This window comes from Rhizobium sp. A22-96, from assembly GCF_053521805.1.
The window spans coordinates 448,028-470,815 of the sequence record NZ_JBNWDQ010000002.1 but is presented as its reverse complement, the minus strand read 5'-3'; the positions used below and the strand labels follow the sequence as shown (position 1 = coordinate 470,815).

Below are 22,788 nucleotides of genomic sequence, written 5' to 3'. Positions count from 1 at the left end.
GATGAGAACAGTTGCAGCGACGCACTGTTGACCGCAAGCGATGTTTTAGACCGCTTGTTTCCTTTCAAGGTTCCATCGGAAATTTCAAGCATGTCCAATGCCGACAAGCCAGTCGTGCAGCGCAAACCGCGTGCGCGTCGACGCAAGGCCGTTCCGACCGGCGATACACCGCTAGACTATATGTTGAAGGTGATGCGCGACGATGAGGCGGATCAAAAGCGGCGCGATGAGATGGCGAAGATTGCGGCGTCCTATGTGCATCAGAAGCCGAGCGAACGCTCGGTAACCGGGGCCAAGGGAGGCCGGGGTTTCACCATCGACTTAACCAATGCCACGGATGAGCAGCTTGCAACACTCGAATCCCTCTTCGGTCCGCTTGCCGGATCCGGCGGCGATGATGGCGGCGATCCAGGAGGAGAAGGCGAGGCGGACAAGTGAACGCGAACGGGCACAGCATGCCAGGCAGATTGCTGCCGATGCCGAACGAATTCGTGCCAATTGCCAATCGCTGGCGGGCTTCGTCCGAGAGGCCTGGCATGTCGTCGAGCCTTCCGCCGATTATGTTCATGGCTGGCATATCGATGCGATCTGCCGTCATCTCGAAGCGGTAACGTCAGGCGAGATCACGCGACTGCTGATCAACGTGCCGCCGGGCACGATGAAGTCGCTCCTCTGCGGCGTCTTCTGGCCGGCATGGGAATGGGGTCCGAAAGACAGGCCACAGATGCGCTATCTCGGCGCGTCCTATTCGGAACACTACGCCAAGCGCGACAACAGGCGCATGCGCGATCTCGTTGCTTCAGAGTGGTATCAGGCGCTTTGGGGTGATCGGGTCAAGCTGACGAGAACCGGCGAGATGGCCTTTGCCAATACAAGCACGGGCTCTCGCCAGGGTGAACCCTTTTCGAGACTGACCGGTGGCCGCGGCGACCGGGTCATCATCGATGATCCTCATTCGGTCGATGGTGCTGAATCCGAGGCGGAGCGCCTGTCGACGGTTCGCACATTTCGAGAGTCGGTGCCGACGCGGCTCAACGATCCGCAGCGTTCGGCCATTGTCGTGGTCATGCAGCGATTGCACGAGGCTGATGTGTCCGGCACGATTCTGGCGCTGGGGCTCGGTTACGAGCATTTGATGCTGCCGATGGAGTTCGAGCAGGAGCGGCGCTGTCGAACGTCGATCGGATTTGTCGATCCGAGACTGGAAGAGGGCGAGTTGCTCTTTCCGCAGCGTTTTCCGCGAGTTGTCGTGGAGCGGGACAAGATACCGCTCGGCTCCTATGCGGTTGCCGGTCAGTTTCAGCAGCGGCCTTCGCCGCGCTCGGGTGGCCTGTTTCAGCGCGGCGATTTCGAGATTGTTGATGCAGTTCCCGCCGGCGCCAGACGTTGCCGGGCCTGGGATTTCGCTGCCTCGAAGGAGCGGCCCGGTCACCAGCCGGACTGGACCGTTGGTCTGCGCATGGCATGGGTCGACGGCGTCTTCTACGTCGAGACGATCGCTCGTGGCCGCTGGTCGCCGGCAGAGGTCGAGCGCAATCTGAAGAACATGGCATCACAGGATGGGCCGACGGTGACGATCCGTATGCCGCAAGATCCGGGTGCGGCGGGCAAGGCTGATGCGGAAACCAAGGTCAAGTTGCTGGCCGGCTTCCCGATCAGGGTTTTGTCGGCGACCGGTGACAAGGCGACGCGGGCCAAGCCGGCATCGGCACAGGCGGAAGCTGGAAACGTCAAGCTACTGCGTAGCGACTGGAACGAATCATTTCTGGATGAGCTCTGCGCCTTTCCGAACGCGCAATTCGACGACCAGGTGGATGCTTTTGCCGATGCTCTGAACGAACTCGCGCTGAATTCTTCCTTCAGCTTCAAGAATTTCTAGGCCCGGAAACGCGGGTCTCTTCATCACATCGATATCAAAGGACAATCCATGGGGCAGGTATTCTCGATGGTTCGCGACGGATTGGTGAGCCTTGCATCCCGCATGGGAACGGAGAGGGACAAGGCGGCTTCGGTCTTCTATGCGCAACCGATCCTGACAGACGAGCAGATTGTCGCCGCCTATCGTGGCGCGTGGCTGCCGCGCAAGATCGTCGATATACCGGCGCTGGATAGCTGCCGGAAATGGCGAAACTGGCAAGCTGCAGGCGATCAGATCGGATTGATCGAGGCGGAAGAGCGCCGCCTCAATCTGCGCGGCAAGGTGCTGGAGGCGTCCACGAAGGCGCGTCTCTTCGGTGGCGCTGCGCTGTTCATCGGTGTCGATGACTTCGATCCAGCATTGCCGCTTGATCTGGAGGCGGTTGGCAAAAGCGGCCTCAAGCATCTGACCGTCCTGACGCGTCGTCAGCTTGCCGCCGGCGACATGGACGGCGATCCGGCTTCCGAATGGTACGGCAAACCGAAATTCTACACGCTCACCGGCGCCAACGGGATGCAGGTGATTATCCATCCGTCGAGGCTGGTCATCTTCAAGGGCGCCATGATGCCGAACGAAGAATTCGGCGGAATGAGTAACCATGCCTGGGGTGAAAGTGTGCTGGCGGCGACATTCGATGCGATCAAGAATGCGGACAGCACTGCAGCCAATATCGCCAGCCTCGTCTTCGAGGCGAAGATCGACATTATCAAGGTACCGCAGTTTTCCGCCAATATCGGCAATCAGGCCTATGAAGATGCCGTTCTGCGCCGCTACGCGCTCGCCAACACCATCAAAGGCATCAACGGCACGCTCATCCTCGACGCCGAGGAGGAGTATGACAGCAAGAGCGCATCGCTCGCGGGCCTCACTGATATTCTGATGGCTTTCATGCAGATCGTCGCCGGTGCGGCCGATATCCCTGTGACGCGCTTACTCGGTCAGTCGCCGGCCGGGCTGAATGCGACCGGCACGGCCGACATGAAGAATTATCACGACCGCATCCAGGCGATCCAGGAGCTGGACTATACGCCCGCGCTGGTGCGGCTGGACGAGTGCCTTATTCGTTCCGCCACTGGCGCTCGCGACCCTGCCGTCTTCTCCACATGGGCGCCCCTGGAGCAGATGAGCGAGAAGGAGCGCGCCGACATCTTCAAAACGAAAGCGGATGCTGCACGCGCCTTGTTCGGATCTGCCGCCGGTGAGGAAATCATCACGCGGCCAGCGCTGTCGGAAGCACTGGTGAATGCCTTCGTCGAAGACGGATCATTGCCAGGGCTGGAGGTGGCCATGAAGCCATCCAACCAACAGGCACGTGCCGATAAGCCGGCGCTGGCTTCCGATCCCGCCGAAGGAACCGAAGCCGCATCGGCATAGCCAGCTGCACCCATCCCTACCTCAAACCAAGCCGGCTCCGACCAGGAGAGATCCAATCATGAACTTTACTGACACTGTCACCGTCGCGGGAACGCGGCGGACCGGGGACGGCTATCTTGTCGCCGATGCCCGGATCGCCCGCACGGGCATTCAAAGCTACAGCGGCGCCGAGATCGGCAGACCCGAGCTGCGCACCGTGCGGATCTATCGGCCCGGAGCCGAAGTCTTTTCCGACGATACGCTCAAAAGTGCCGCTCACCGGCCGGTGACAAACGACCATCCGCCGGAAATGGTAACGTCGGAGAACTGGAAGAAGTATTCGGTCGGCCAGACCGGTGACGAGATTGCCGGGGAGGGGATTTTCCTCCGCGTGCCGCTGATGGTCAGCGATGAAGCGGCCATTCAGGACATCGAAAGTGGCAAGCAGGAGCTTTCGGCCGGCTACATCTGCGATGTCGATTTCACCGCGGGCATCACGCCTGCAGGCGAAGCCTATGACGCCATTCAGCGAAATATTCGCATCAACCATATCGCCATTGTGCGCCGTGGCCGAGCGGGCTCGAAAGTCCGCATCGGCGATGCAGCCGCACCGTGGGGCTGCTCTCCTCTCGCAGCCCCACGCCCCCATTCCGATGACAAGCAAAGCAAGGAAGGAATGATGCCCACGAAGACAATGACGATCGACGGCATCGACATCGAGGTCAGCGATCAGGCCGCGGAAATTATCGCGACATTGCAGCAACGACTTGCTGACGCGGCGGCCACGCATCAGAAGGCGGTCGCCGTTCGCGACGCCGAGCTCGATGCGCTCAAATCCGTCATTCCCAATGATGTCGAAATCGATCGGAAAGTCGAGGCGCGTGCCGACTTGATCGGCCTCGCCAGGATGATCGCTGGCAATATTAAGACGACAGGCCTCACCGATGCGACGATCCGCAAGGCTGTCGTTATCGCCAAGGCAGGCGAGGGCGCCGTACAGGGCCGATCGGACGCCTATATCGACGCGCGTTTCGACATGCTGGCCGAGGGTCTGCGCGAGAAGCCCGATCGCTTTGCCGATGCGGTCAAGGACGGGATCACCTCTGCACAAACGTCGGCGTCCCCAGCCTTCACCGCTTATGCCGCCATGGTCCGCGACCTCCAGTCCGCGCATCTGGCCGCCAATCCCACCTAACCAGGTCAACGAAAAGGAGACGCTTCAATGGCGACTTATCAGACCACCTATGGAAACGCTCCTCGGAAGGGCCTGCACGGGCAGATCGCTTCGGAGGAACACGCCAACAAGATCAGCCGTACCGTGGAGAACGCTGCTGGCATCAAATTCGGCCAGCCCGTCCAGCGCGGCCTCGCTGATCACGGCGTGGCACCCTATGCAGCAGGCGGCAAATTCCTCGGCATCGCCGTGCTGACGCCGACCGTGTTGCCGGATGTCGCGCCTGCCGGCGGCTATGCGCAGTTTGTCACGGGCGCATTCCTCGCCTCCGGCCAGCTCTATGTGCGGGCAGGCGGCACTGTCGCCGACGGCGATGCCGTCTACTACAGCCCCGCCGCCGACGCCTATGTCAACGCTGCCGGCACCGGCATCGTCGGCCCCATTCCCGATTGTTTCTTCGATACGAGCGGCAGCAACGGCGACATCGTCGAAATCTCGCTCAAGCACAGGAGCGCCTAATCCATGAACCAATTCGTTCGACAGCATTTCGCCGATGCTCAGGCGGCCTATTCCTTCGTGATCGCGCAGGGCCGCAATATCGAGACCCGCATCTATCAACGGCGCTATCCGACCTTCAATTACGGCCTGCATGTGCCTGTTGTCACCGAAGGCAATGAATGGGCTGCCGGTACGACCTTCTTCACGGTCGACAGCGCCGGAGAGGCGAAGTTCCTCTCGGCCGCCGGTACGGACATGCCGTTCAACCAGTCGACGCGCGACAGCGCCAGCCATGATTTTGCGATGATCGGCTCCGGCTGGGAATGGAACCTCGAGGAAGTCAATCAGGCCGCACTCTACAATCTCGATCTCAACGCCTCCAACGCCATTTTCGCCGCCGATAAGATCGAGCGCCTGCTGAATTCCGTCGCCATGACAGGCTCGACGGAAAAGGGCTGGACCGGTTTCGTCAACGATCCGAAGGTGTCGCGCGTCGATGTCGCTGCCGATGGCACAGGCGGCTCGACCAACTGGTCTGCCAAGACGGCCGATCAGATCCTGCGCGACGTCAACGATCTTATCGGCGGCGTGCGCAAGAGGACCGGCGAGGTCGAGTGGGTCGATAGCCTGCGTCTGCCGCCGGAAGCCTTCCGCCTGATCGCCACCAAACGCCTTGCCGATGGTGACGGTTACATCACGGTGCTGGAATTCCTGCGGCGCGGCAACGTCTACACCGCCGAGACAGGGCAGCCGCTCGATATCCAGCCGCTGCGCGAGTTGGCGACGGCCTCGCAGGATAGCGGCGGCCGCATGGTGGTCTATCGCCGCGACCCGGAAGTGCTTCGCTTCCATCTGCCGATGCCGCGCCGCGTGCTGCAGCCGCGCCAGAAGTCGATCATGAGCTTCGAGACCGGCATCATCGCCCGCACCGGCGGCACCGAAGTGCGCCTGCCGGCGGCCATGGCTTATGGCGACGAGATCACCACTGCTGCCTGAGCTTAATCTCCCTCTCCCCGTTCAGCCGGGGAGAGGGGCATCCGCTTTTCATCGATCGACACCGGAGCTTCCATGTCCGCATCCTTTTACGGCACGCTCGCTGCCGCCGATGCCTATTTTGTCGAGCGCGCCAATGCCACCTGGGCCGCGGCCAGTGGTGGCGATCGCCTGGCGGCGTTGGTGCGTGGGTCGCAGGCTGTCGACAGCCTCTATGAGTCCAGATTTACGGGACGCCGGACCGGCGGCTATGATCAGGCGCTGTCCTGGCCGCGCAGCGATGCAATAACGGTCAATGGTGAGGCAATCGCCGATGATGCCTTGCCGCTGACCTTGACCTATGCGTCCTATGAGGCCGCCGCGCTCGAGCTTTCGGAACCGGGCAGCCTGACGCCTGTTATCGTTGCGGCCCGTACGGTGAAGCGCGAGAAGGTGGGGCCGCTGGAGACGGAATACGCCGTCGTCGACACGAGTGACGATATGGTCGCAGCGGCCAGGCCGGTGCTGACAAAGCTCGACGGCCTGCTTTATCCCCTCCTGCGTCCGGTTCTGCCGGGCATTCTGGTGGTGTGATGGATGCTTTCGATTACGGCAAGGCCCGCGCAACGGCGGAGCGGCTGATCGCCAAGTTCGGCCAGAAGGCCAGTCTGCGACGTATCGTCAATTCCGGTCCTGATTACGATCCCCTCCAGACGAGCGAGGACTTTGCGTGTTCGCTCGTCGACCTCGATCACAGTGAGGCGCATGTCGGCGACACGCTCATCCAGCGTGGAGACCGCATGGTCTATCTCTCGACCGAGGGGCTCCCGATCACGCCGACATTGGCCGACAAACTGCTGATCGGCGGTGCCGAGCATGCGATTGTCGATCTCCAGCCGCTGTCGCCGGGCGGGACTGTCGTCTTCTGGCAGCTGCAGGTGCGGCGATGACGGCGCTCCTGCGTTTCAAGACGATCCTGACGCTTTGGCTGCTGGCGCGCGTCATCCTGCTGCTCAACCGTGTCTCACCATTGCCGGGGATTGAGCGGAGTGATGGGGCCAAAGACGAATCCCAAACCGCCAGACCAGCGGTTCGTGCCCGTTACGGCCATCTTACCCTTTTGAATTTCGAGCGGCGTGGCTCTTCACCGGGCGACGCCGCCGATGACGCCTAACCTTATCAAGGGGCAATCGACATGTCTTCCTCCAATTTCTCCGCCGATATTGCGGCCTGGGCCGAGCGGACCAAGAAGCGCATGGAAGAGGTGGTGAACCTTTCCACACAGCGGCTGGCTGAGGCGATCGTCGAGGCAACGCCTGTAGCCTCCGGCGACCTTGTCAATTCTTTCCGGGTCTCCGCCCCGCCGAGGCAAAGCGGTGATGCCGAGGGGAAGGATGACGGTCAGCCGGTCAATCTGGCCGGCCTCGGCGTGCCGCTGGGCGGTCTGATCCATATGGGTTTCACCGCGCCGCACGCCGCCGCCGTGGAATATGGCAAGGATGGTCAGGCGGGGCAGGGCATGGTGCGCATTGCGGCGCGCCAATGGCCTGACATCGTCGAGCGCGCTGTTCGCGACACGACAGACTAATCCCTCGAAATTTCAACATCATAGACATGGGTGACGCATGGCGACGGCGACGGACGCTCTCATTCTGGCTGCGCTGCTGGATCATCTGGCGGCACTCCAATTTCAGCCGCCATTGCCGGTGGCGCAGCCGGGCATTGCCTTTCCGCCGGCGGGGCAAGAAAAGCCGGATAATTATCTGGCCGTCAGCTTCCTGCCCAACCGCCCCCGGCAGGTGACGCTTGGCGACGATCCGCAGCAGAAGCTCGGGCTTCTGCAGGTTTCCGTCTATTGGAAGGCCGGCGGCGGGCTGATCAAGCCACTCGATGCCGCCGGCCTGGTCATCGACCATTTCAATAACAAGACGCTGTTTGCCTCTGGCGTGAAGATCACGATCAGTGGCGAGCCGTGGGCCGCAGGCCCGATCCAAGAGGATGACCGGGTTCAGATACCGGTCACCATTCCCTACACCGCCTTTGAACCGGAGACATGATCCATGGCGAACAAAAGCACGAAGAAGGGCTCGAAAGTCTACGTATGCGAGACGCCCCAGAATACCGACCTGACGGCCACCGCCTATGCCGCGCTGACCTGGGTGCAGGTGGGCAAGGTCGGCAAGGTCGGCGATTTCGGCTCGGAATCCACCATCAACAACTACAATACGCTGGATGAGCCGGTGCAGCAGAAGCAGAAGGGCGTTTCCAACGCCGGCGATCCGGAGCTCGAAGTTGCCTCCATCGCCGACGATCCCGGCCAGGACATTCTGCGCGTCTTCGGCGATCCCCTCAACATCAACAACATGGCGATCAAGGTCGAGCGCAACGACGCGCCGCAGGGCAAGACCAACACGGTCTTCTATTCGCGCGGCGTCGTTTCCGGTCCGCTCTATCCCGGCGGCGGCTCCGACGATTTCGATCTGGAGAAGTTCAAGATCGGCCTCAACCAGCTGCCGATCCGGGTCGATCCCGTCACCACGCCGTAAGCGCGATCTTTCGGAACCTTGCGCGCGTCGCTCTCCTGCGGCGCGCGGCCACTCGAATATGTCCCAACCGATAAGGTGTTTCCTTGGATATCTCCAGTCTCGTCAATTCCGAAGATCTCTTCGAGCTGCAGCTCCTGCATCCGGCCACCGAGGAGCCGCTCGGCATCTCCTTCATGATCCGCTCGGCCGAGAGCAACGAGGTGAAGAAGATCGTTCGCCAGCATAGCGACCGCTTCCTCGCCAGCCGCAAGAAGAAGCTGACCACCAGCAAGGTCGAGGCTGAATATCTCGACAAGGCCGCCGCCGCCATCGCTTCCTGGAGCTGGGGCGAGCAGCAGTGGAAGGGCGAGCAGCCGGTCCTCTCCTTTGAGAAGGCTCGCGAAGTCGTCGAGGAAGCCGGCTGGATCTACGATCAGGTGGCCGGCGCCTCGGAGGACCGCGCAAATTTTATGAAGAGCTTGCCGAAGGGCTTTCAGAAGCCGTAGGGGTCGTCGCGCGCTATGATTGCGTGCGCGATAGAAACGGCGAGACCCGGCGCGAGCGCAACGAGGCCTTCGAGCTTATCAGCCCGGAGGCCGAGGTGCCGGAGGCGGGCCATTGGCTCTGGGACTGGTTCTGGGACCTGCGTTCGGCGCAGGCCCCCGGCCTTTCCGGCCCGGTGCCGCTCTCCCACCAGGAAATGCTGGCCTGGCTGCACCTGACCGGCAACCTTCTGCGCCGCGAGGACATCGCCGTGCTGAAGGCGATGGACGGGCGCTATTGCCAGGCGGTGGAGGAGGAGACGGAGGCGATCAGGGCGCGGGAGGCGGGGTAGAGGGTCAGGCTGCTCCATGACTAATGAGCCTAATGTAACTTTATGTTGCTGTAACTCCACTCAAGTGCAGTCAGCCCATCCACGGCGGTTTCAACTTCCCACCCGAGAGACGAGTCGCTCTTGTTGCCAACATATACACACTTCGCAAGGTGTCTCACCGGCTCTTGAAGATCATTGAGCGTTTCATAAACTATCGACGCGCTAAAAAAAGAAGGCCTTGAGATGCCAATATCAAACGCCTTCAGTTCGGTTTGAATCCATGCATCGTCCATGGCTAACGGATAGCCCGACGCTTTGGATCGCTGTTGTTTCGTCACGAGATAGCTTTCGAGCAATCTTCTATCCAATTCTAGTTCGTCCAGCTCGGAAACCTTGACACGTTTATATTCCGCCGATGAGAGCAGGCGCTGTTTGAGAACCGTTTCGCAGGCAGTGACAAGCTTCGAATCAAATAAGTCGCAGCTGCTTAAGGCCAATGCGGTAGCCATCAGGCACAAGATGCTAACTATGGGCTTCGTTTGGTGAGGATGCATTATAATGCCGTAAGGTGTGATTTCGGATGGGTGCAACTTTGGCGAAAGTTGCACCCTTTATCACTCATGTCAATAAGATTGTTCTCTAAATGTTCCTGGCGATAAAATATCCATCGCATCCTGATGACATTGCGTCATCGAGACAATAGTGCGCCGACAACAGCTCATGGTTTTGCAGAGAGAGTGTAATCTATAAGGGCGGTCTCTGATTCATGAAGAAGTTTGTTAGCTTCCGTCGTCGTCCACACGCACTTCATTACATCTTTTTCTCGCAGTAGCTCTTTATCATCCCTGAATCTGTTCTCAAGAACGTCAAACGTAAACTTTGTATTTTTGGGCGAAGCGCCAGTCTTCTGAAAGGCGCGTTCTCCATATGCCCGAACTGCATCATAGTAGGTCACGCCAAGAGCATCTTTACACGCATATGCCATCATAAATGTCGTTGAAGCCTTTTCTTTGATGTCATCCACCAACTGAACGAGCTTTTTATCTGCAGCGGCGGCGGTGTGTGTGAGAAATGCCAAAGTAGAGAGTGCTAAAATAATTCGCCACGCCTTCATGTCCATGCCTCTGATTGTTCCCATTCAACCGTATAACGCGACTTTTAAAAAATAAATCTTATGATTGAAGTGGCTGCGCCAAATAACAGGATAGTTTCCATTACGGTGACAGTGCACTAATTTCCGTCAGTGATAGCCTTGCTTTGGCCAAACAAGAGGGCCATCGGTGGGCTAGATAGAATATGCGTTCTTATTTGGGTGCACTGTCACCGTAATTCCCTGTTGGCAACCGCATTACCACATCAGGGACAGGCATATTGGTGCTATAAATGCGCGCAATTTCTCTTGCCGCCTTAGTTATTATCAATTGACTGGCTGGAATTTCGCTATTGAAAGTTCGTCTAGGAAGGAGGCTTTTAGCTCGTCCTCGCGGCCTTTGTTTATGACATATTCGCATTTTGCCGTTGCAGCCGCAGCTACCCCGTTTACGCCTGGAACCGTGTAGTTGAGGAATACAATATGTCGCTGCGGACTTATTTTTCCGGCGTCAAAAGCTTCGATCAGCATGGTATGGTACTTGTTTGATAAGTCCTTGTTTGAAAATGACGTAGCCTTGTCAACATATTTCTCAAATTCCGGTCGTCCAAGCTGTTGGATTAACTGACTAAAACCGACCCGGACATACCCAGAATTCGCACCGAGCCGATCCTTCAAGGTCGTTTCACATACAGCAACGGGCGTTGGTTCCGCGAGCGCGGGACCTGCAACTGTCAACGATAGCAACACCGCGCTTCCGAAACTAAGAATCTTTCTCATTTTGAGCCCCAGCTTACAACGACGATCGGAAATTACCTTTGTGTCGTTTCGTTCGCACCGACACGCAACCTCTGATCTTTTCTTCAAGAGGTCGGTGCTCAATTCAAAAGCCGCCTGAATGTGTCGCGAACCCATCCCGTATAAGGGGCAATTGGCTTCAATTTTTTCCGCAATTCTTCCGCAGCTTGAGGAGGTTCATGGCTGAAATCCCGGACAATCTGAGAATACGTTGCGGCATCGGTTGCAAAGATAGAAACTCCTCCCACCGATATTTTAGAAATGCTGCCATCGGTGGAAAAATATTGACAGGTAATAGCTCTAGTAACCTTCTCAGCTTGTGTGTCTAGCACATTAAAATTTATAGTTGCGGTATAGAGAACGGGCTTCACCGAGCCTTTGTCAAACTCCTTCTGATAAACGCGCTGTATGTCAGGGAAGCCTTTTAACTCTTCTTCCAAGTCAGCTGTGGTGCCTGGCCTCTCACTAAGAAAGAATCTGTTGCGCTCATAGGTGGAAGGTGCCGCGAGATACCCTTTGAGACGGGCCTCGCAAGCGGTCACGATCGGCGGATCAAAGATGCCAAAGCTGTAGAGCAACAGCAACGCGGCAAGCACTGCAATCACGCTAACAATCAATTTCATCAAAATTCCCGCGAAATAGCTTTGCAGCATTTTCTCGCATGAAATCAAAAGGTGGTCCAGTGACAGATATCGCAACTCTGAGCATTAAAGTTGATAGCAGCGAAATCAAAACGGCAAGTAACGATGTGAGAGATTATGTTGTTGCTGCGGGTCAGGCGGAAAAAGTGTCCGGCGTGACGGGTCGCGCACTAAGGGCGATGGGCAACGAAGCGAGAGGCGCGGCGGGCTCTCTCGTTAGAGTTGGTGACACTATCGGCAAGTTGAGTGGCAGCGATCGATCGTCTCCCATCAAGTTGTCGAGCACCCTGATTGCCTTGAACATGAAGTCAAGCGAAAGCGGTGGAAGTTTACAACCTTTGAGCAGTAAGTCACAATCCGCTGCGGTTGAAGAATTCCCTTATCGCAAATCACCGGAGATGAAATACTATCTTGATAATCGAGCCGATGAGGGAAAAAACGCATCCAACCTTGCGGGTAGTCTCGTAAGTCAGTTGTTAAAAAGCGGCAGTAGTTTGATTCCCGGCATCCGTGGATTCTTGGCAGACATTTTCTTTAATTCTGCAGCCGACAAAATTGATCAAAATTTACCATCAAGGCGCTTTGATACTTCGAAGAAAGTCATTGCCGATGAGGCGAGGATGACAGACGAGTTACGCAAGCTTGGTCTTGATGAAACCCCATCGATGAAAACTGATTACGAAAAGAGTCATACCGAAAACGGCCTAGTGGGTGCGTTAGAAATTCCTAAAATTTTATCCGATTCTAAGCTGGCAATGGTGCGAGATACATTTAATTCAATAAAACTTGCCGCCGAAATGCAGTTCGGCACGGATTCATTTATCGGGGGAAGGAATTTTACTGAACTGGAGAAGCAATATAACGAGATTAAGCCGCTAATCTTGTCGGGAAAAGCCACGAGGGAGCAATACCAATCTTTTGGGAACAGCGTAGCCGAAAGCGCTGCGAAGAACCCACAGTTTGTAAACCTTCAGACTTTTGCTCAGCTATTCAAGGACGCCATGCCGAGCTTGATCCAGAATTCAGAGGCATACAGAGATTACGTTGCTTTGGATGAGAAGGTCAATAAAAACGTTGACGCAACGTCAGCAGTAATAAATGCCAAAGTAAAGTCAGAGCAAAATGGCGCTGCCCCTGCTCCGCCGGCTGAACAACAACGCAAGCTTTCCCAAATCGGAGCTCTTGTGGAAACATTCTTTCCGGCGCTTTCGTCTTTCGCTCGCGCGGCGCCCCTCGTGATTGAAGCACAATCGAAACAAGTTGCGGTTGGCAGCGTTGACGTTCAACGCAACCAAAAGGATGAATTGCAGGGTGTTCAACAAGCAACGGATACTCTTACGAAGTCGACACAAGCCAATACCGAACAGACCAAACTCGGAACACAGGCCTCTACTCAATCCGCTGTCGCGACGGACAATGTGAACTCGAAGGTTGTCACGCTGAAGCAAAGTCAGGATGAGCTTCAGAAAAGCGGTGCAGCGCAGTTGGCGCAAATGCCGCAATTGACCAAGGCGGCCAACGACCAGGCTGATGCCTATCGGCGCGTTGCCGACGCGCAGGCGCTGCAGAAGCTCGCGGGCGATATCCAGTTCCAGCAGGATCAAATGGGCCGCTCGACCGTCGACCAGACTGTTGCTTCGACACAGAAGCAATATGGCCTTCCGGTCGACATGAATTCGGCCTCTGCCAATATCATTCGCTACAATGAACAGCTGAAATATGCTCGCGAGCTTGCCGGCGATTTTGCCTCGACGCTGGTCAGCGGCTTGCGCAATGGCGAGGGCCTTTGGAAATCTCTGGGGAAGGCGGCGATTTCCGTGCTCACCAAGATTTCCGACAGGTTACTGAACGATGTGCTCAACAGCCTGTTCAAGGTCAACAGTGCCGCTGCAGGCGGCGGGCTGTTCGGTGGCGGCGGTATCCTTGGCGGGCTCTTGGGTGGAGGTGGTGGGCTGGACCTCGGCATTCTGGCGCGATCGCCGCAGGCGGCGGCAGCCGTTGCGAGTGGTATTCCCGGCCTTTGGGCCGATGGCGGCTATACCGGTCCGGGCGGCAAGCATGAACCGGCCGGCATCGTTCACGCCGGCGAGGTCGTCTGGAGCCAGAAGGATATCGCCCGGGCGGGCGGCGTCGGCATCGTCGAGGCGATGCGGCTTGGCCGGCGTGGCTATGCTGATGGCGGCGTGGTCGGCGAGGGCGGGCCGCAATTGGTGCGGGCGCAGCCCGATGCTGCCGTTCCCGTCCGCCGTCTCAGAGCTGACAACCAGAACGATGCCTCCGGCTCCGCTTCCGGCGTGCATGTCACAGTCGGCGTTTCTGTCGATGAGGACGGCAATCTCAAGGCCTATGTGAAGAATGTCGCGCAATCGGAAGCGCAGAGTTCGACGCGGCAGGGGCTGAATGATTTCAATCAGCAGCTTCCCGATCGTGTCGCGCAGATCAACCGCAATCCCCGGAGGCGCTGATGGCCGTTTCCTATCCCTACAGCCTGCCGGCCTTTGCCGATCTTCTGAAGATCTCCAGCATCGTCTGGGACATTCAGCGCAATGACGAGCTTTCCGGCTCCGGCGATGGCCGGGTCTGGCAGGCGGAGCTGGCGCCGCCGCTCTGGACCGGCACGGTGACGCTGGCCGACATGTACAATGCGGAGGCGAAACAGATCGCCGCCCGCATCCGCAAGCTACACGGCGCCCAGGAGGCGCTTTTTCTTTATGATCCGCTGTCGAAATATCCGCAGGCCGATCCCGACGGGACGAAGCTCGGGAGCGCTGCGGTCAGCGTCGCGGCGCTCGGGGGTGACAATGCCTCGCTCAGCCTCAAGGGTCTGCCGGCGGGATACCGGCTGACGGTCGGCGATAAGATGCAGGTCGGCTATGGCGGCCGCTATGCCTTTCTCGAAGTTTCGGAAACGGTCAACGCCAGCGGGCAGGGGATCACGCCCGTCTTCGGCGTCTTCCCGCATCTGCCGGCGGGCTTTGCCGCCGGTCTCGGCGTGACGCTTCTGCTGCCGGCCTGCAAATGCCTGATCATGCCGGGCAGCCACAACCCCGGCACCGCGAGCGGCCCGATCACCTCGGGCGCCACCTTCAAGATCATCCAGAAGAAATAGACGATGAAGAACATCACCTCCGCCTTCTTCGCGGCGCTGACCGGCGCGCGCGACAAGGGGCTCGTGCCCCGTCGTTTCGTCTGGATCACCGGCAAGGATCTCGCCACCGGCGGGCCCGCCTCGATCGGCCTGTGGACCGGCGATGACGACATCAACATCACCGTCACCTCTGGTGTCACCGGTCTGCCGGAGGCGCGGACCTATTATGGCGGCCTCAATCTGCAGGTGAGCCCGATCCCGCGCACGGCGGATCTGACGATCCAGACCGTGACCATCACCATCGGCCAGATCGCGCCCGCCGCGCAGCAGCTTGTGCGCGGCTACGATCTGCGGCTGGCGCCGATCGAAATCCACGACATGACCTTCGATACCGGCGCGCGCCTGCCGAGTTCGGCGCCGGAAATCGCCTTTCTCGGCATTGCCGACGGCGCGCCGGTGAAGACGCCGGCCGTGGGGCAGGATGGCGATATCGAAATATCCGCCATCTCCGCCGCCATCGCCATGCTGGAGCGCACCAACCCGGCCAAATCCTCCTACGAAGGCCAGAAGCGCCGCGGCGGCGATGAATTCGGCCTTTATTCCAGCACCGTCGCCAATTGGCAGATACCCTGGGGGCAGAAATGAACAGCGATCTCGTCAGGGTCAAGAATTGGCGTGCCCGCTTCGTCGCCGAGGTCGATCGGCTGAAGCGCACGCCCTTTGCCTGGGGCAGCCATGATTGCGGCCCGGGCCTTGCCGGCAATCTGGTGCTGGCAATCACCGGCGTCGATTGTGCCGCCCAGTTTCGCGGCGAATATTCGACCGCCGCCGGCGCGCTTAAAACGATGAAGGCGGCAGGCTTCAACAATCTCGCCGATCTTGCCGCCAGCATGCTGCCCGAGATCCATCCAAGCGAAGCCCATATCGGCGACATCGCCGCCGTCCCGCATGAAGGCCCCTTCGGCTATGCCCTCGGCGTGGTCAACGGCGAGCGCATCTTCGTGCTGCGCGAGAGCGGGCTTGGCACCGTCGATCTGCTCGACGCCAAGCGCGCCTTCAAGGTCGGCTAGGCCGGCGATACGCCATCCATTTTATCTATGACCGGTGACATGTCGGCGCGGCTTTGGCTGCGACGACCCTTTCCCGCGCGCCAATCGAGGTCGTCCGATCCATGAAATATCTCATCCTGCTTCTGAACGTCCTCGGCTTCTGGCTGATGGCGGATGCGGCGCATGCCGGCCCTCTGGTCGCCGCCATTGGCGTGATCGCGCAACTTCTACCAATCGGCGCCATCGGCAAACTGTTTCTGACCGTAGCCCTCAATATCGGCTTATCGCTGATCGAGAAGGCGCTGGCGAAGAAGGATCAGCCGCAGCCGGCCGGAACGAAGCTCGAGATCAACATGGGGGACGATCATGCGATGTCCTTCATCATCGGCAGCTATGCGACCGCCGGCAAGCGCAAATATGCCGGCACCTGGGGAGACGACGGCAAGACGCCGAATGCCTATTTCACCGATGTCATCGAGGTCGGTAGTCTTCCCAACCGTGCCGGCGAGCGCGGCCTGACCAGCGTCTGGATCGACGACCAGAAGGTCGGCGTCCTCTGGGATCAGCCACATCCCGACGGGCGCGGCTTCCCGGTGCTGCAATATCGCGTCAAGAACAAGGATTATCTCTGGATCAAGTTTCTCGATGGCACGCAAGCGGCGCCCGATCCATTCCTGATGGCGAAATTCGGCGCCCATGGCGAGCGTCCGTGGCGGCCGACCATGATCGGGCGTGGCTGCCAGATCGTTATCCTGACCTCGCGCTACAACACCGATCTCTTCAAGGGTGTTCCCGCCGGCCTTTTCGAGCCGCATCCGCTGCCACTTTACGACGTCCGCAAGGATTCGTCGGTCGGCGGCAATGGCGGGCATCGATGGGCTGATCCCTCGACATGGGAGCCGAGCGCCAATCCGGCCGTGATGATCTACAATCTCGCCCGTGGTGTTTATTACGGACCGGAATGGGTTTATGGCGGCCAGAATATCGGCGCCTTCTGCTTGCCCGCGGCGAACTGGATGGCCGCAGCCAATGCCTGTGACGCGTCCGTTCCGCTCGACGGCGGCGGTAGCGAGCCGGCTTTTCGCGCCGGCTACGATGTCCAGTGTGACCAGGAGCCGCTCGATGCCGTTTCCGAACTGCTGAAAGGCTGCAACGGCCGCATGGCCGAAGTCGGCGGCATCTTCAAGATGCTCGTGGGCTCGCCGGGTGGCGCGGTCTACTCCTTCACGGATGATGATATCGTCGTTACGGAAGAGCAGGATTTCCAGCCATTCCCGTCCCTGTCGGCGACTTACAACGCTATCGAAGCAACCTATCCCGAGCCGGCGGAAAAGTGGGCGACGAAGGACGCGCCGGGTCGCTATAATGCCAATCTCGAAGTGCAGGACGGCAATCGGCGCCTGCCGGCCGAAATTCAGCTTCTTGCCGTACCCTTTGCCAATCAGGTGCAGCGTGTCGGCCTGGCGATGATCCAGGACTACCGGCGTTTTCGCGTCCATCAGATATCGCTGCCACCCGACGCCTATCCGCTGGAACCAAACGATGTCGTTTCGTGGTCATCGGCTCGCAACGGTTATGATGAGAAGAAATTTCTTGTCGTCAAAGTCGAGCCGCAGCCCAACTTCCTGATCGTCGTTACCTTGAAGGAAGTTGACCCTGCCGACTATGACTGGCATCCCGGTTTGCAATTGCCGACCGCCATTGGCTGGCTTGGCCCCATCACGCCGCCCTCACAGCCGATGATCGGCTGGACTGTAGAGCCCTCGACCATAAAGGACGCCGGCGGTATCGATCGGCGCCCTGCAATCAAGATCAGCTGCGCGCCGGATCTTGATGACGTCAGGGGCGTGTGGGTGCAGGTTCGCGTCAAGGCCAGTGGCGATGTGGTTTTCGACAGCGACAGCAATCCCTATGCCTTGCCCTATTCCTGGCAGCTTTCCGGCCAATGGACGCTGCCAAACGTAGAGTACGAGGCACGGGGCCGTTATATCCCGCAGTCGAACCGGGCAACCGATTGGTCGGCGTGGCTGACCGTCAAGACGCCGAATGTGCTCATTCAAGCCAGCGACGTGCTTGACGGCGCGATCGTCCAATCCAAGATCGCCGATGCCGCCGTGTCTGCCGCCAAGATCATGGACGAAGCCGTCAGCAACGTGAAGCTGGCCAATCAGGCCGTTTCGACGGCGAAGCTTCAGGTGGCCGCCGTCACGGCTGATGTACTGGCAAGTGGCGCCGTCATTTCTGCGAAACTGGCCGATGGCGCCGTGACCGCCGCCAAGCTTGGTCAGGGGGCGGTGGACGCGACCAACCTTGCCAGCAGTATCAAGGCCGTGGAGGTGGTGGCAGCTCTACCCACGACGAGCAATATCGAGGGGCGACAGGTTTTTCTGACGACGGATGGCAAGCTCTATCGCTATCACAATGGTGCATGGACAGCTGCCGTTGCGGCCGTAGACGTCAACGGGACGCTCACCGGCTCCCAGATCGCCGACAATGCTATCACGGGCAATAAGCTTGCGGCTCTGGCGGTTGATGTCAGTAAAATTGCCGATGGTTCGGTGAGTGCCACCAAACTCGCCGCCAATGCTGTCGATGCCACCAAATTCGCATCCGGCATCCGGCCGGTCGAGATCGTTGCAAGCTTACCGACCTCGGGCAATATCGAAGGGCGCACCGTCTATCTGACCACGGATGACAAGCTCTATCGTTATACCGGCACCGTCTGGACGGCGGCGACGGCAGCTGGTGACATCGCTGGCCAAATTGTCGGAACGCAGATCTCTGATGGTGTGATTTCGACGCCCAAGCTCGCCGCCGGCGCGATCACCGCGAATACGATCGCGGCGGGCGCCATTACCACCGATAAGATCGCTGCCAACAGCATTACCGCTGGCCAGATCGCAGCTGGCGCGATAGGTGCGAATCAGATTGCGGCGAACTCGATCAGTGCCAAACAGCTCGTTCTAACCGACTTCTCGAACATCGCCGATAATGGCTGGCAGCAGGGCAATTTGTCTGGCTGGCAGGTGTATGGGCAACTTGCCTATGCCAATTCTAACGGCGAAGGGGCTGCATCTGGCTACTACATGCGGTCCGGTAACGGTGGCTGGCAAGCGCTTTCATCGTTGGTCGCATGTTCGCCGGGAGATGTTTATTATCTCGAAGCTTGGGCGCAGAACAATGACCTATCCAGTCAGGTTTCGATCTGGCTCGCTGGTTTTGATGTAAACAACGTCAATATTGCTAACACTTATGTTGCCACGACCGCGACCACAAATGCCTGGGCAAAGATCAGTGGACAGGCGATCGTTCCTGCCGGCGTCACCAAGTGCGCTGTGCTCCTGTATAACACTCGGGCATCCGGCTCGAATGTTCCGATAGAAAAGAGTGTTGCGTGGTCAAAGCCTGTGATGCGCCGTGCCTCCGGTGCGGAACTAATTGTTGATGGGGCGATCTCGGCTTCGAAAGTGGCCGCTAACGCGATATCTGCGGTCAACATTGCCGCAAATGCCATTACGGCTGACAAGCTTGTAATTGCCGACATGACCAATCGTGTGGAGAACCCGAACTTCGCATTTGGTGCGACCTCTTGGGGACTCACAGCCGGTTTGAGCGTCATAACCGACGCCAGCAACGCATATGCGGGTAGCAATTACCTGAACATTGCAGCGCCAGCGATCTTCACCTTCAACAGAAACTCCAACATTTTCCCGGTTATTCCGGGCGAGCAATATTTCTTGCAGGCGTTTGCGAAGCGAACGGGAGCACCTTCGGACTCCGTCTCCTGCCGCCTGCGCTTCATGGGATCAGATAAGATCACGTTTCTGACCGCGATCGGCGTTGTAGTCCCGACGACAACACCAACGACCTATACAGAGTATAACACCAGCGTCACCGTCCCCGTGGGGGCTGTGTGGGCATGGGTCGACCTCGTTCCTACCAGCACGCTTACGGGTGCCGGTAGTTACCAGATCGGGTTCGTTTCCTGCCAGCGTAAAAGCGGCGGCAACCTCATTGTTGATGGCGCAGTCACGGCCGGCAAGATCGCTGCCAACGCCATCACGGTCGGCACGATCGCGGCCGGCGCTGTGTCGGCGGCGCAAATCGCAGCGGGCGCAATTACGGCTGATAAGCTGGCGGCTGGATCTATCTCGACGCAAACTCTCGCGATCGGTAATGGCGGCAACTATCTTTCTAACTCAGATCTGTCTGCCGGCCTCACGGGATGGGGGCCTGAATGGTCGAATTTTGCCTCCAAGTTCGCCCTCTCGCTGCGCACGGACAACTATGCTCCCATTCCGGGCGCTATCGAAATTCGACAGCTCAACGGTGATCAGGGCTTTGAATATGGCGTGACCTCTTACAAAGCCGATGGGACTGGTCAGCAGTTCGCTGTCAGGCCAAATGGATGGTACGAGCTGTCAGTTTACTATCTCGGCCATCGCTGCAACGGGGTCCAACCTTACCTCGGGGTGTATGACTCCAACGGCGGTCTTCTCGCCTATCCCAGTTGGGGAGTTTTCCCTGCGGCCCAGAACATTGATCCGCAGCGAAACCTCGCGAACTACCAGCGCTTCTGGGGCAAGATCCAGATGCCAGCGAACGCAGCCAGAGCCATTGTCTTCTTCCGAATGAAGGGGACGGTTGCCGGTCAAAACGACAGTTTTCTGTGGCTGACCCGCATGTACTTTGGTGAGGCAAATCCCAATCAAACCGAGCCTAGTCCATGGAGCGATGGCGGCGTCACGATGATGGCTGGTGGCAATATCGTCACGAATGCTGTGACAGCCGACAAGATCGCCGCTAACGCCGTGACAGCAGGCAAGATCGCTGCGAACGCCGTAACGGCCGGCACGATCGCCGCGGGCACTGTCACTGCGACGACGATTGCGGGTGGCACGATCACCGGCGACAAGCTTGCCGCCAACACGATCGGCGCGGGGCAGATCGCCGCGAATGCGATCACGGCTAAGCAGCTGGTCCTGACCGATTTCTCCAACATGGCCGATAACGGCTGGCAGACCGGCACGCTGGATGGCTGGACGCTCGGTTATAATCAGGCGTTTTATGTCGACAACAACGCTGGTGACGCTTCTGGCTGGCTCTATCAGTCCATCGGTCGCGAACAGGCCGCGTCCAACTGGATCACCTGCACGCCCGGTGAAATTTATGCGTTCGATGTCTGGGTTTTCAACACCGACTCTTCGGTAGCGGCTATTATGGGCAGGTTGCTCACGCCGGCCGGGAACTACGCTTACCCGGTAGCGGCATTCACCGATCTCAAAAACCAATGGGTGCGCCTGCAGGGCAGGATAACAGTCCCTTCCGGCTACAATCGCATCTGCATGGACCTGTTCACAGATCGAACGGGAGGCACGGGAACGTCAACTTATTGGTCGAAGCCGGTCATGCGTCGTGCCGTCTCCGCCGAGCTGATCGTGGATGGCGCTATCACGGCCAACAAGATCGCCGTCAACAGTCTTGATGCGATCACCGCCAATCTCGGCGCCGTCAACATCAGCCGGGCCGTTATCGGCGACTTGCAAGTCGGCACGTCAAACATTCAAGCCGGTGCCTGCACCGATAGCGGTATCGGTCGCGTCGCTGCTGTCCAGAATGTCGGTGGTGGCCCTGGACCGGTCAACATGGTGTCATGCGGCGTGACCGTGGCGGGTGATGGCCGTGTCGTGGTCGACTGCATGGCAATCGCCCGGATCAACATGAGTGGCGGGGGACAGGGTAGCCAGGCGGTCGGCCTCAATATCATCCGTGATGGTCTCGGGATATTCTCACAGGTCTACTACTTGCCCATCGTTCGAACGATTGTCAGCGGCGGCGGCAATGGCGGCACGTCGAGCGAAAGTTACACGGCGGGGTGGGTCGGCATTTCCGGATTCTATGATGCTCCCGGCGCTGGCTGGCATGTCTACACCTTGCAGCTCAACAATCCCGGCAACACAGTCGGATGGGCCGAGTGCAACATCGCGGCTTCATCCTACAAGAGGTAACCATGCCAGACGAAGAGCAGCCTTCTTATGCCGAGGCCACCATTAGATTTATCATCGTTGAGCCGGATGGGCGCATCCGGCAGTCCGGAGCTGTCCAGCGCCAGCACCTTGAGAGCTTCACGGCGATTTTTCCAGACTGCCGGGCGATGGAGATTCCGGCCAACCAATATCGGCTCGACATCGATGCTACCTCTTTCGTTCTCGAGGGCGTCATCACGCCGAAAGCCAATGCGATCGAAGTCACCGACCTCACCATCCGCGCGGATGGAGTGGACAGGGTGAGCTTTTCTGTCCCGGCCGGCACCTCGGTCCTTCATGCCGGAGAGATCGTCCCGATCGAGGACGGCGTCTTCGAATTTACCACCGACGTCCTCGGCGACTATCGGTTTCCCTTCATTGCCCCTGCGGCCTTCCACCATTTCGAGGTGACCATTCATGCTGTTTAATGTTCCCGCCGATCTCTCCTTTGAGCGCATCGAAGCGCAGACCGATATCGATCGGCAATTGAGGCTTGCGCGTATGATGTTCATCACGGTCATCCCCGGTCAGGACGCGGTCTACGCGGTCAAGCTTCGCGAAGCCGAGTTGATCGCCGCCGATCCGCAACAGGGCGTAGGTGTGTCCGAAGGCGAGACGCCCAATCTCACGGTCGAGGCGGACGAGCATGGCGTTAGCCGCTTCGAAAAGGCCGTCGAGATCCTGACGCGTGATCAGCATTGGAAGGTTGGCTCACAGATGATCGAGGCTCTTCGCCGATCGGCCAAAATTGCTCTAGCAGCCGCCAAGACCGCTCCTGAAATCCGCGCCGCCGCCGAGATCGATTGGCGAGCCGTGCGCATCTTTGCCAATGCCTAACCTAG

General features: G+C 58.8%; 25 protein-coding genes. 21 read left to right on the top strand and 4 right to left on the bottom strand.

Annotated elements, in window-relative coordinates:
* Nucleotides 1-90 precede the first annotated feature (90 nt).
* From ACQZ6F_RS08750 to ACQZ6F_RS08685, 14 genes are all read left to right on the top strand, one after another.
* Complete coding sequence (locus ACQZ6F_RS08750; protein ID WP_267550065.1) at nt 91-438, top strand: hypothetical protein; 348 nt, start codon at nt 91-93, stop codon at nt 436-438.
* Nucleotides 395-1,879, top strand: a complete 1,485-nt coding sequence (gene terL / locus ACQZ6F_RS08745) for a phage terminase large subunit (RefSeq protein WP_449092088.1) — start codon at nt 395-397, stop codon at nt 1,877-1,879. The genes ACQZ6F_RS08750 and terL overlap by 44 nt, the downstream gene beginning before the upstream one ends.
* 48 nt (nt 1,880-1,927) lie before the next feature.
* Nucleotides 1,928-3,292, top strand: coding sequence for a DUF1073 domain-containing protein (locus ACQZ6F_RS08740; protein WP_449092089.1), 1,365 nt, complete (start codon nt 1,928-1,930; stop codon nt 3,290-3,292).
* 58 nt (nt 3,293-3,350) lie between these two features.
* Nucleotides 3,351-4,466: a DUF2213 domain-containing protein gene (locus ACQZ6F_RS08735; RefSeq protein WP_449092090.1), complete on the top strand. Its 1,116-nt coding sequence runs from the start codon at nt 3,351-3,353 to the stop codon at nt 4,464-4,466.
* Nucleotides 4,467-4,493: 27 nt separating this feature from the next.
* A complete protein-coding gene (locus ACQZ6F_RS08730; protein WP_449092091.1) occupies nt 4,494-4,964 on the top strand; it encodes a structural cement protein Gp24 in 471 nt (156 codons plus the stop codon).
* Between the two features lie 3 nt (nt 4,965-4,967).
* Nucleotides 4,968-5,939 (top strand): DUF2184 domain-containing protein, encoded by a 972-nt coding sequence (locus tag ACQZ6F_RS08725; RefSeq protein ID WP_449092092.1) that lies wholly within the window; start codon nt 4,968-4,970, stop codon nt 5,937-5,939.
* A 72-nt stretch (nt 5,940-6,011) separates the two neighbouring features.
* Complete coding sequence (locus ACQZ6F_RS08720) at nt 6,012-6,509, top strand: DnaT-like ssDNA-binding protein (protein WP_449092093.1); 498 nt, start codon at nt 6,012-6,014, stop codon at nt 6,507-6,509.
* Nucleotides 6,509-6,865, top strand: a complete 357-nt coding sequence (locus ACQZ6F_RS08715; protein ID WP_449092094.1) for a hypothetical protein — start codon at nt 6,509-6,511, stop codon at nt 6,863-6,865. Before ACQZ6F_RS08720 ends, ACQZ6F_RS08715 begins: the two co-directional genes overlap by 1 nt.
* Nucleotides 6,862-7,089 carry a hypothetical protein gene (locus tag ACQZ6F_RS08710; protein WP_449092095.1) on the top strand — a complete coding sequence of 76 codons (228 nt, stop codon included), beginning with the start codon at nt 6,862-6,864 and terminating at the stop codon, nt 7,087-7,089. Before ACQZ6F_RS08715 ends, ACQZ6F_RS08710 begins: the two co-directional genes overlap by 4 nt.
* A 21-nt stretch (nt 7,090-7,110) precedes the next feature.
* Nucleotides 7,111-7,503 (top strand): HK97 gp10 family phage protein, encoded by a 393-nt coding sequence (locus ACQZ6F_RS08705; protein WP_449092096.1) that lies wholly within the window; start codon nt 7,111-7,113, stop codon nt 7,501-7,503.
* A gap of 37 nt (nt 7,504-7,540) precedes the next feature.
* Nucleotides 7,541-7,972 (top strand): phage tail terminator-like protein, encoded by a 432-nt coding sequence (locus tag ACQZ6F_RS08700; protein ID WP_068398182.1) that lies wholly within the window; start codon nt 7,541-7,543, stop codon nt 7,970-7,972.
* Between the two features lie 3 nt (nt 7,973-7,975).
* Nucleotides 7,976-8,461 (top strand): hypothetical protein, encoded by a 486-nt coding sequence (locus tag ACQZ6F_RS08695; protein ID WP_068398185.1) that lies wholly within the window; start codon nt 7,976-7,978, stop codon nt 8,459-8,461.
* Between the two features lie 83 nt (nt 8,462-8,544).
* Nucleotides 8,545-8,946: a hypothetical protein gene (locus ACQZ6F_RS08690; RefSeq protein ID WP_004116243.1), complete on the top strand. Its 402-nt coding sequence runs from the start codon at nt 8,545-8,547 to the stop codon at nt 8,944-8,946.
* Between the two features lie 23 nt (nt 8,947-8,969).
* Entirely contained in the window at nt 8,970-9,275 is a 306-nt protein-coding gene (locus ACQZ6F_RS08685; RefSeq protein ID WP_068398188.1) for a phage tail assembly chaperone, read from the top strand.
* Nucleotides 9,276-9,304: 29 nt separating this feature from the next.
* Here ACQZ6F_RS08685 and ACQZ6F_RS08680 read toward each other — a convergent pair whose 3' ends face one another.
* The 4 genes from ACQZ6F_RS08680 to ACQZ6F_RS08665 all read right to left on the bottom strand — a co-directional run bounded on the left by ACQZ6F_RS08680 (nt 9,305) and on the right by ACQZ6F_RS08665 (nt 11,765).
* Nucleotides 9,305-9,763 (bottom strand): hypothetical protein, encoded by a 459-nt coding sequence (locus ACQZ6F_RS08680; protein WP_449092097.1) that lies wholly within the window; start codon nt 9,761-9,763, stop codon nt 9,305-9,307.
* A 209-nt stretch (nt 9,764-9,972) separates the two neighbouring features.
* Nucleotides 9,973-10,374, bottom strand: coding sequence for a hypothetical protein (locus ACQZ6F_RS08675; protein ID WP_141683831.1), 402 nt, complete (start codon nt 10,372-10,374; stop codon nt 9,973-9,975).
* Between the two features lie 297 nt (nt 10,375-10,671).
* On the bottom strand, nt 10,672-11,124 hold the full coding sequence (locus ACQZ6F_RS08670; protein WP_449092098.1) for a hypothetical protein: 453 nt from the start codon (nt 11,122-11,124) through the stop codon (nt 10,672-10,674).
* A gap of 98 nt (nt 11,125-11,222) precedes the next feature.
* Nucleotides 11,223-11,765: a hypothetical protein gene (locus ACQZ6F_RS08665; protein WP_449092099.1), complete on the bottom strand. Its 543-nt coding sequence runs from the start codon at nt 11,763-11,765 to the stop codon at nt 11,223-11,225.
* A 59-nt stretch (nt 11,766-11,824) separates the two neighbouring features.
* Here ACQZ6F_RS08665 and ACQZ6F_RS08660 point away from each other — a divergent pair, with 59 nt between their 5' ends.
* The 7 genes from ACQZ6F_RS08660 to ACQZ6F_RS08630 all read left to right on the top strand — a co-directional run bounded on the left by ACQZ6F_RS08660 (nt 11,825) and on the right by ACQZ6F_RS08630 (nt 22,783).
* Complete coding sequence (locus tag ACQZ6F_RS08660; protein ID WP_449092100.1) at nt 11,825-14,248, top strand: hypothetical protein; 2,424 nt, start codon at nt 11,825-11,827, stop codon at nt 14,246-14,248.
* Complete coding sequence (locus ACQZ6F_RS08655) at nt 14,248-14,892, top strand: hypothetical protein (protein ID WP_449092101.1); 645 nt, start codon at nt 14,248-14,250, stop codon at nt 14,890-14,892. Before ACQZ6F_RS08660 ends, ACQZ6F_RS08655 begins: the two co-directional genes overlap by 1 nt.
* Nucleotides 14,893-14,895: 3 nt before the next feature.
* Entirely contained in the window at nt 14,896-15,516 is a 621-nt protein-coding gene (locus ACQZ6F_RS08650) for a hypothetical protein (protein ID WP_449092102.1), read from the top strand.
* The gene (locus ACQZ6F_RS08645) at nt 15,513-15,941 is read left to right on the top strand and encodes a DUF6950 family protein (RefSeq protein ID WP_449092103.1); all 429 of its coding nucleotides are present in this window, start codon (nt 15,513-15,515) and stop codon (nt 15,939-15,941) included. Before ACQZ6F_RS08650 ends, ACQZ6F_RS08645 begins: the two co-directional genes overlap by 4 nt.
* 101 nt (nt 15,942-16,042) lie before the next feature.
* A complete protein-coding gene (locus tag ACQZ6F_RS08640; protein WP_449092104.1) occupies nt 16,043-21,928 on the top strand; it encodes a phage tail protein in 5,886 nt (1,961 codons plus the stop codon).
* A gap of 2 nt (nt 21,929-21,930) precedes the next feature.
* Nucleotides 21,931-22,374 carry a hypothetical protein gene (locus ACQZ6F_RS08635; RefSeq protein WP_449092105.1) on the top strand — a complete coding sequence of 148 codons (444 nt, stop codon included), beginning with the start codon at nt 21,931-21,933 and terminating at the stop codon, nt 22,372-22,374.
* Entirely contained in the window at nt 22,364-22,783 is a 420-nt protein-coding gene (locus ACQZ6F_RS08630) for a hypothetical protein (RefSeq protein ID WP_449092106.1), read from the top strand. Before ACQZ6F_RS08635 ends, ACQZ6F_RS08630 begins: the two co-directional genes overlap by 11 nt.
* Nucleotides 22,784-22,788 lie beyond the last annotated feature (5 nt).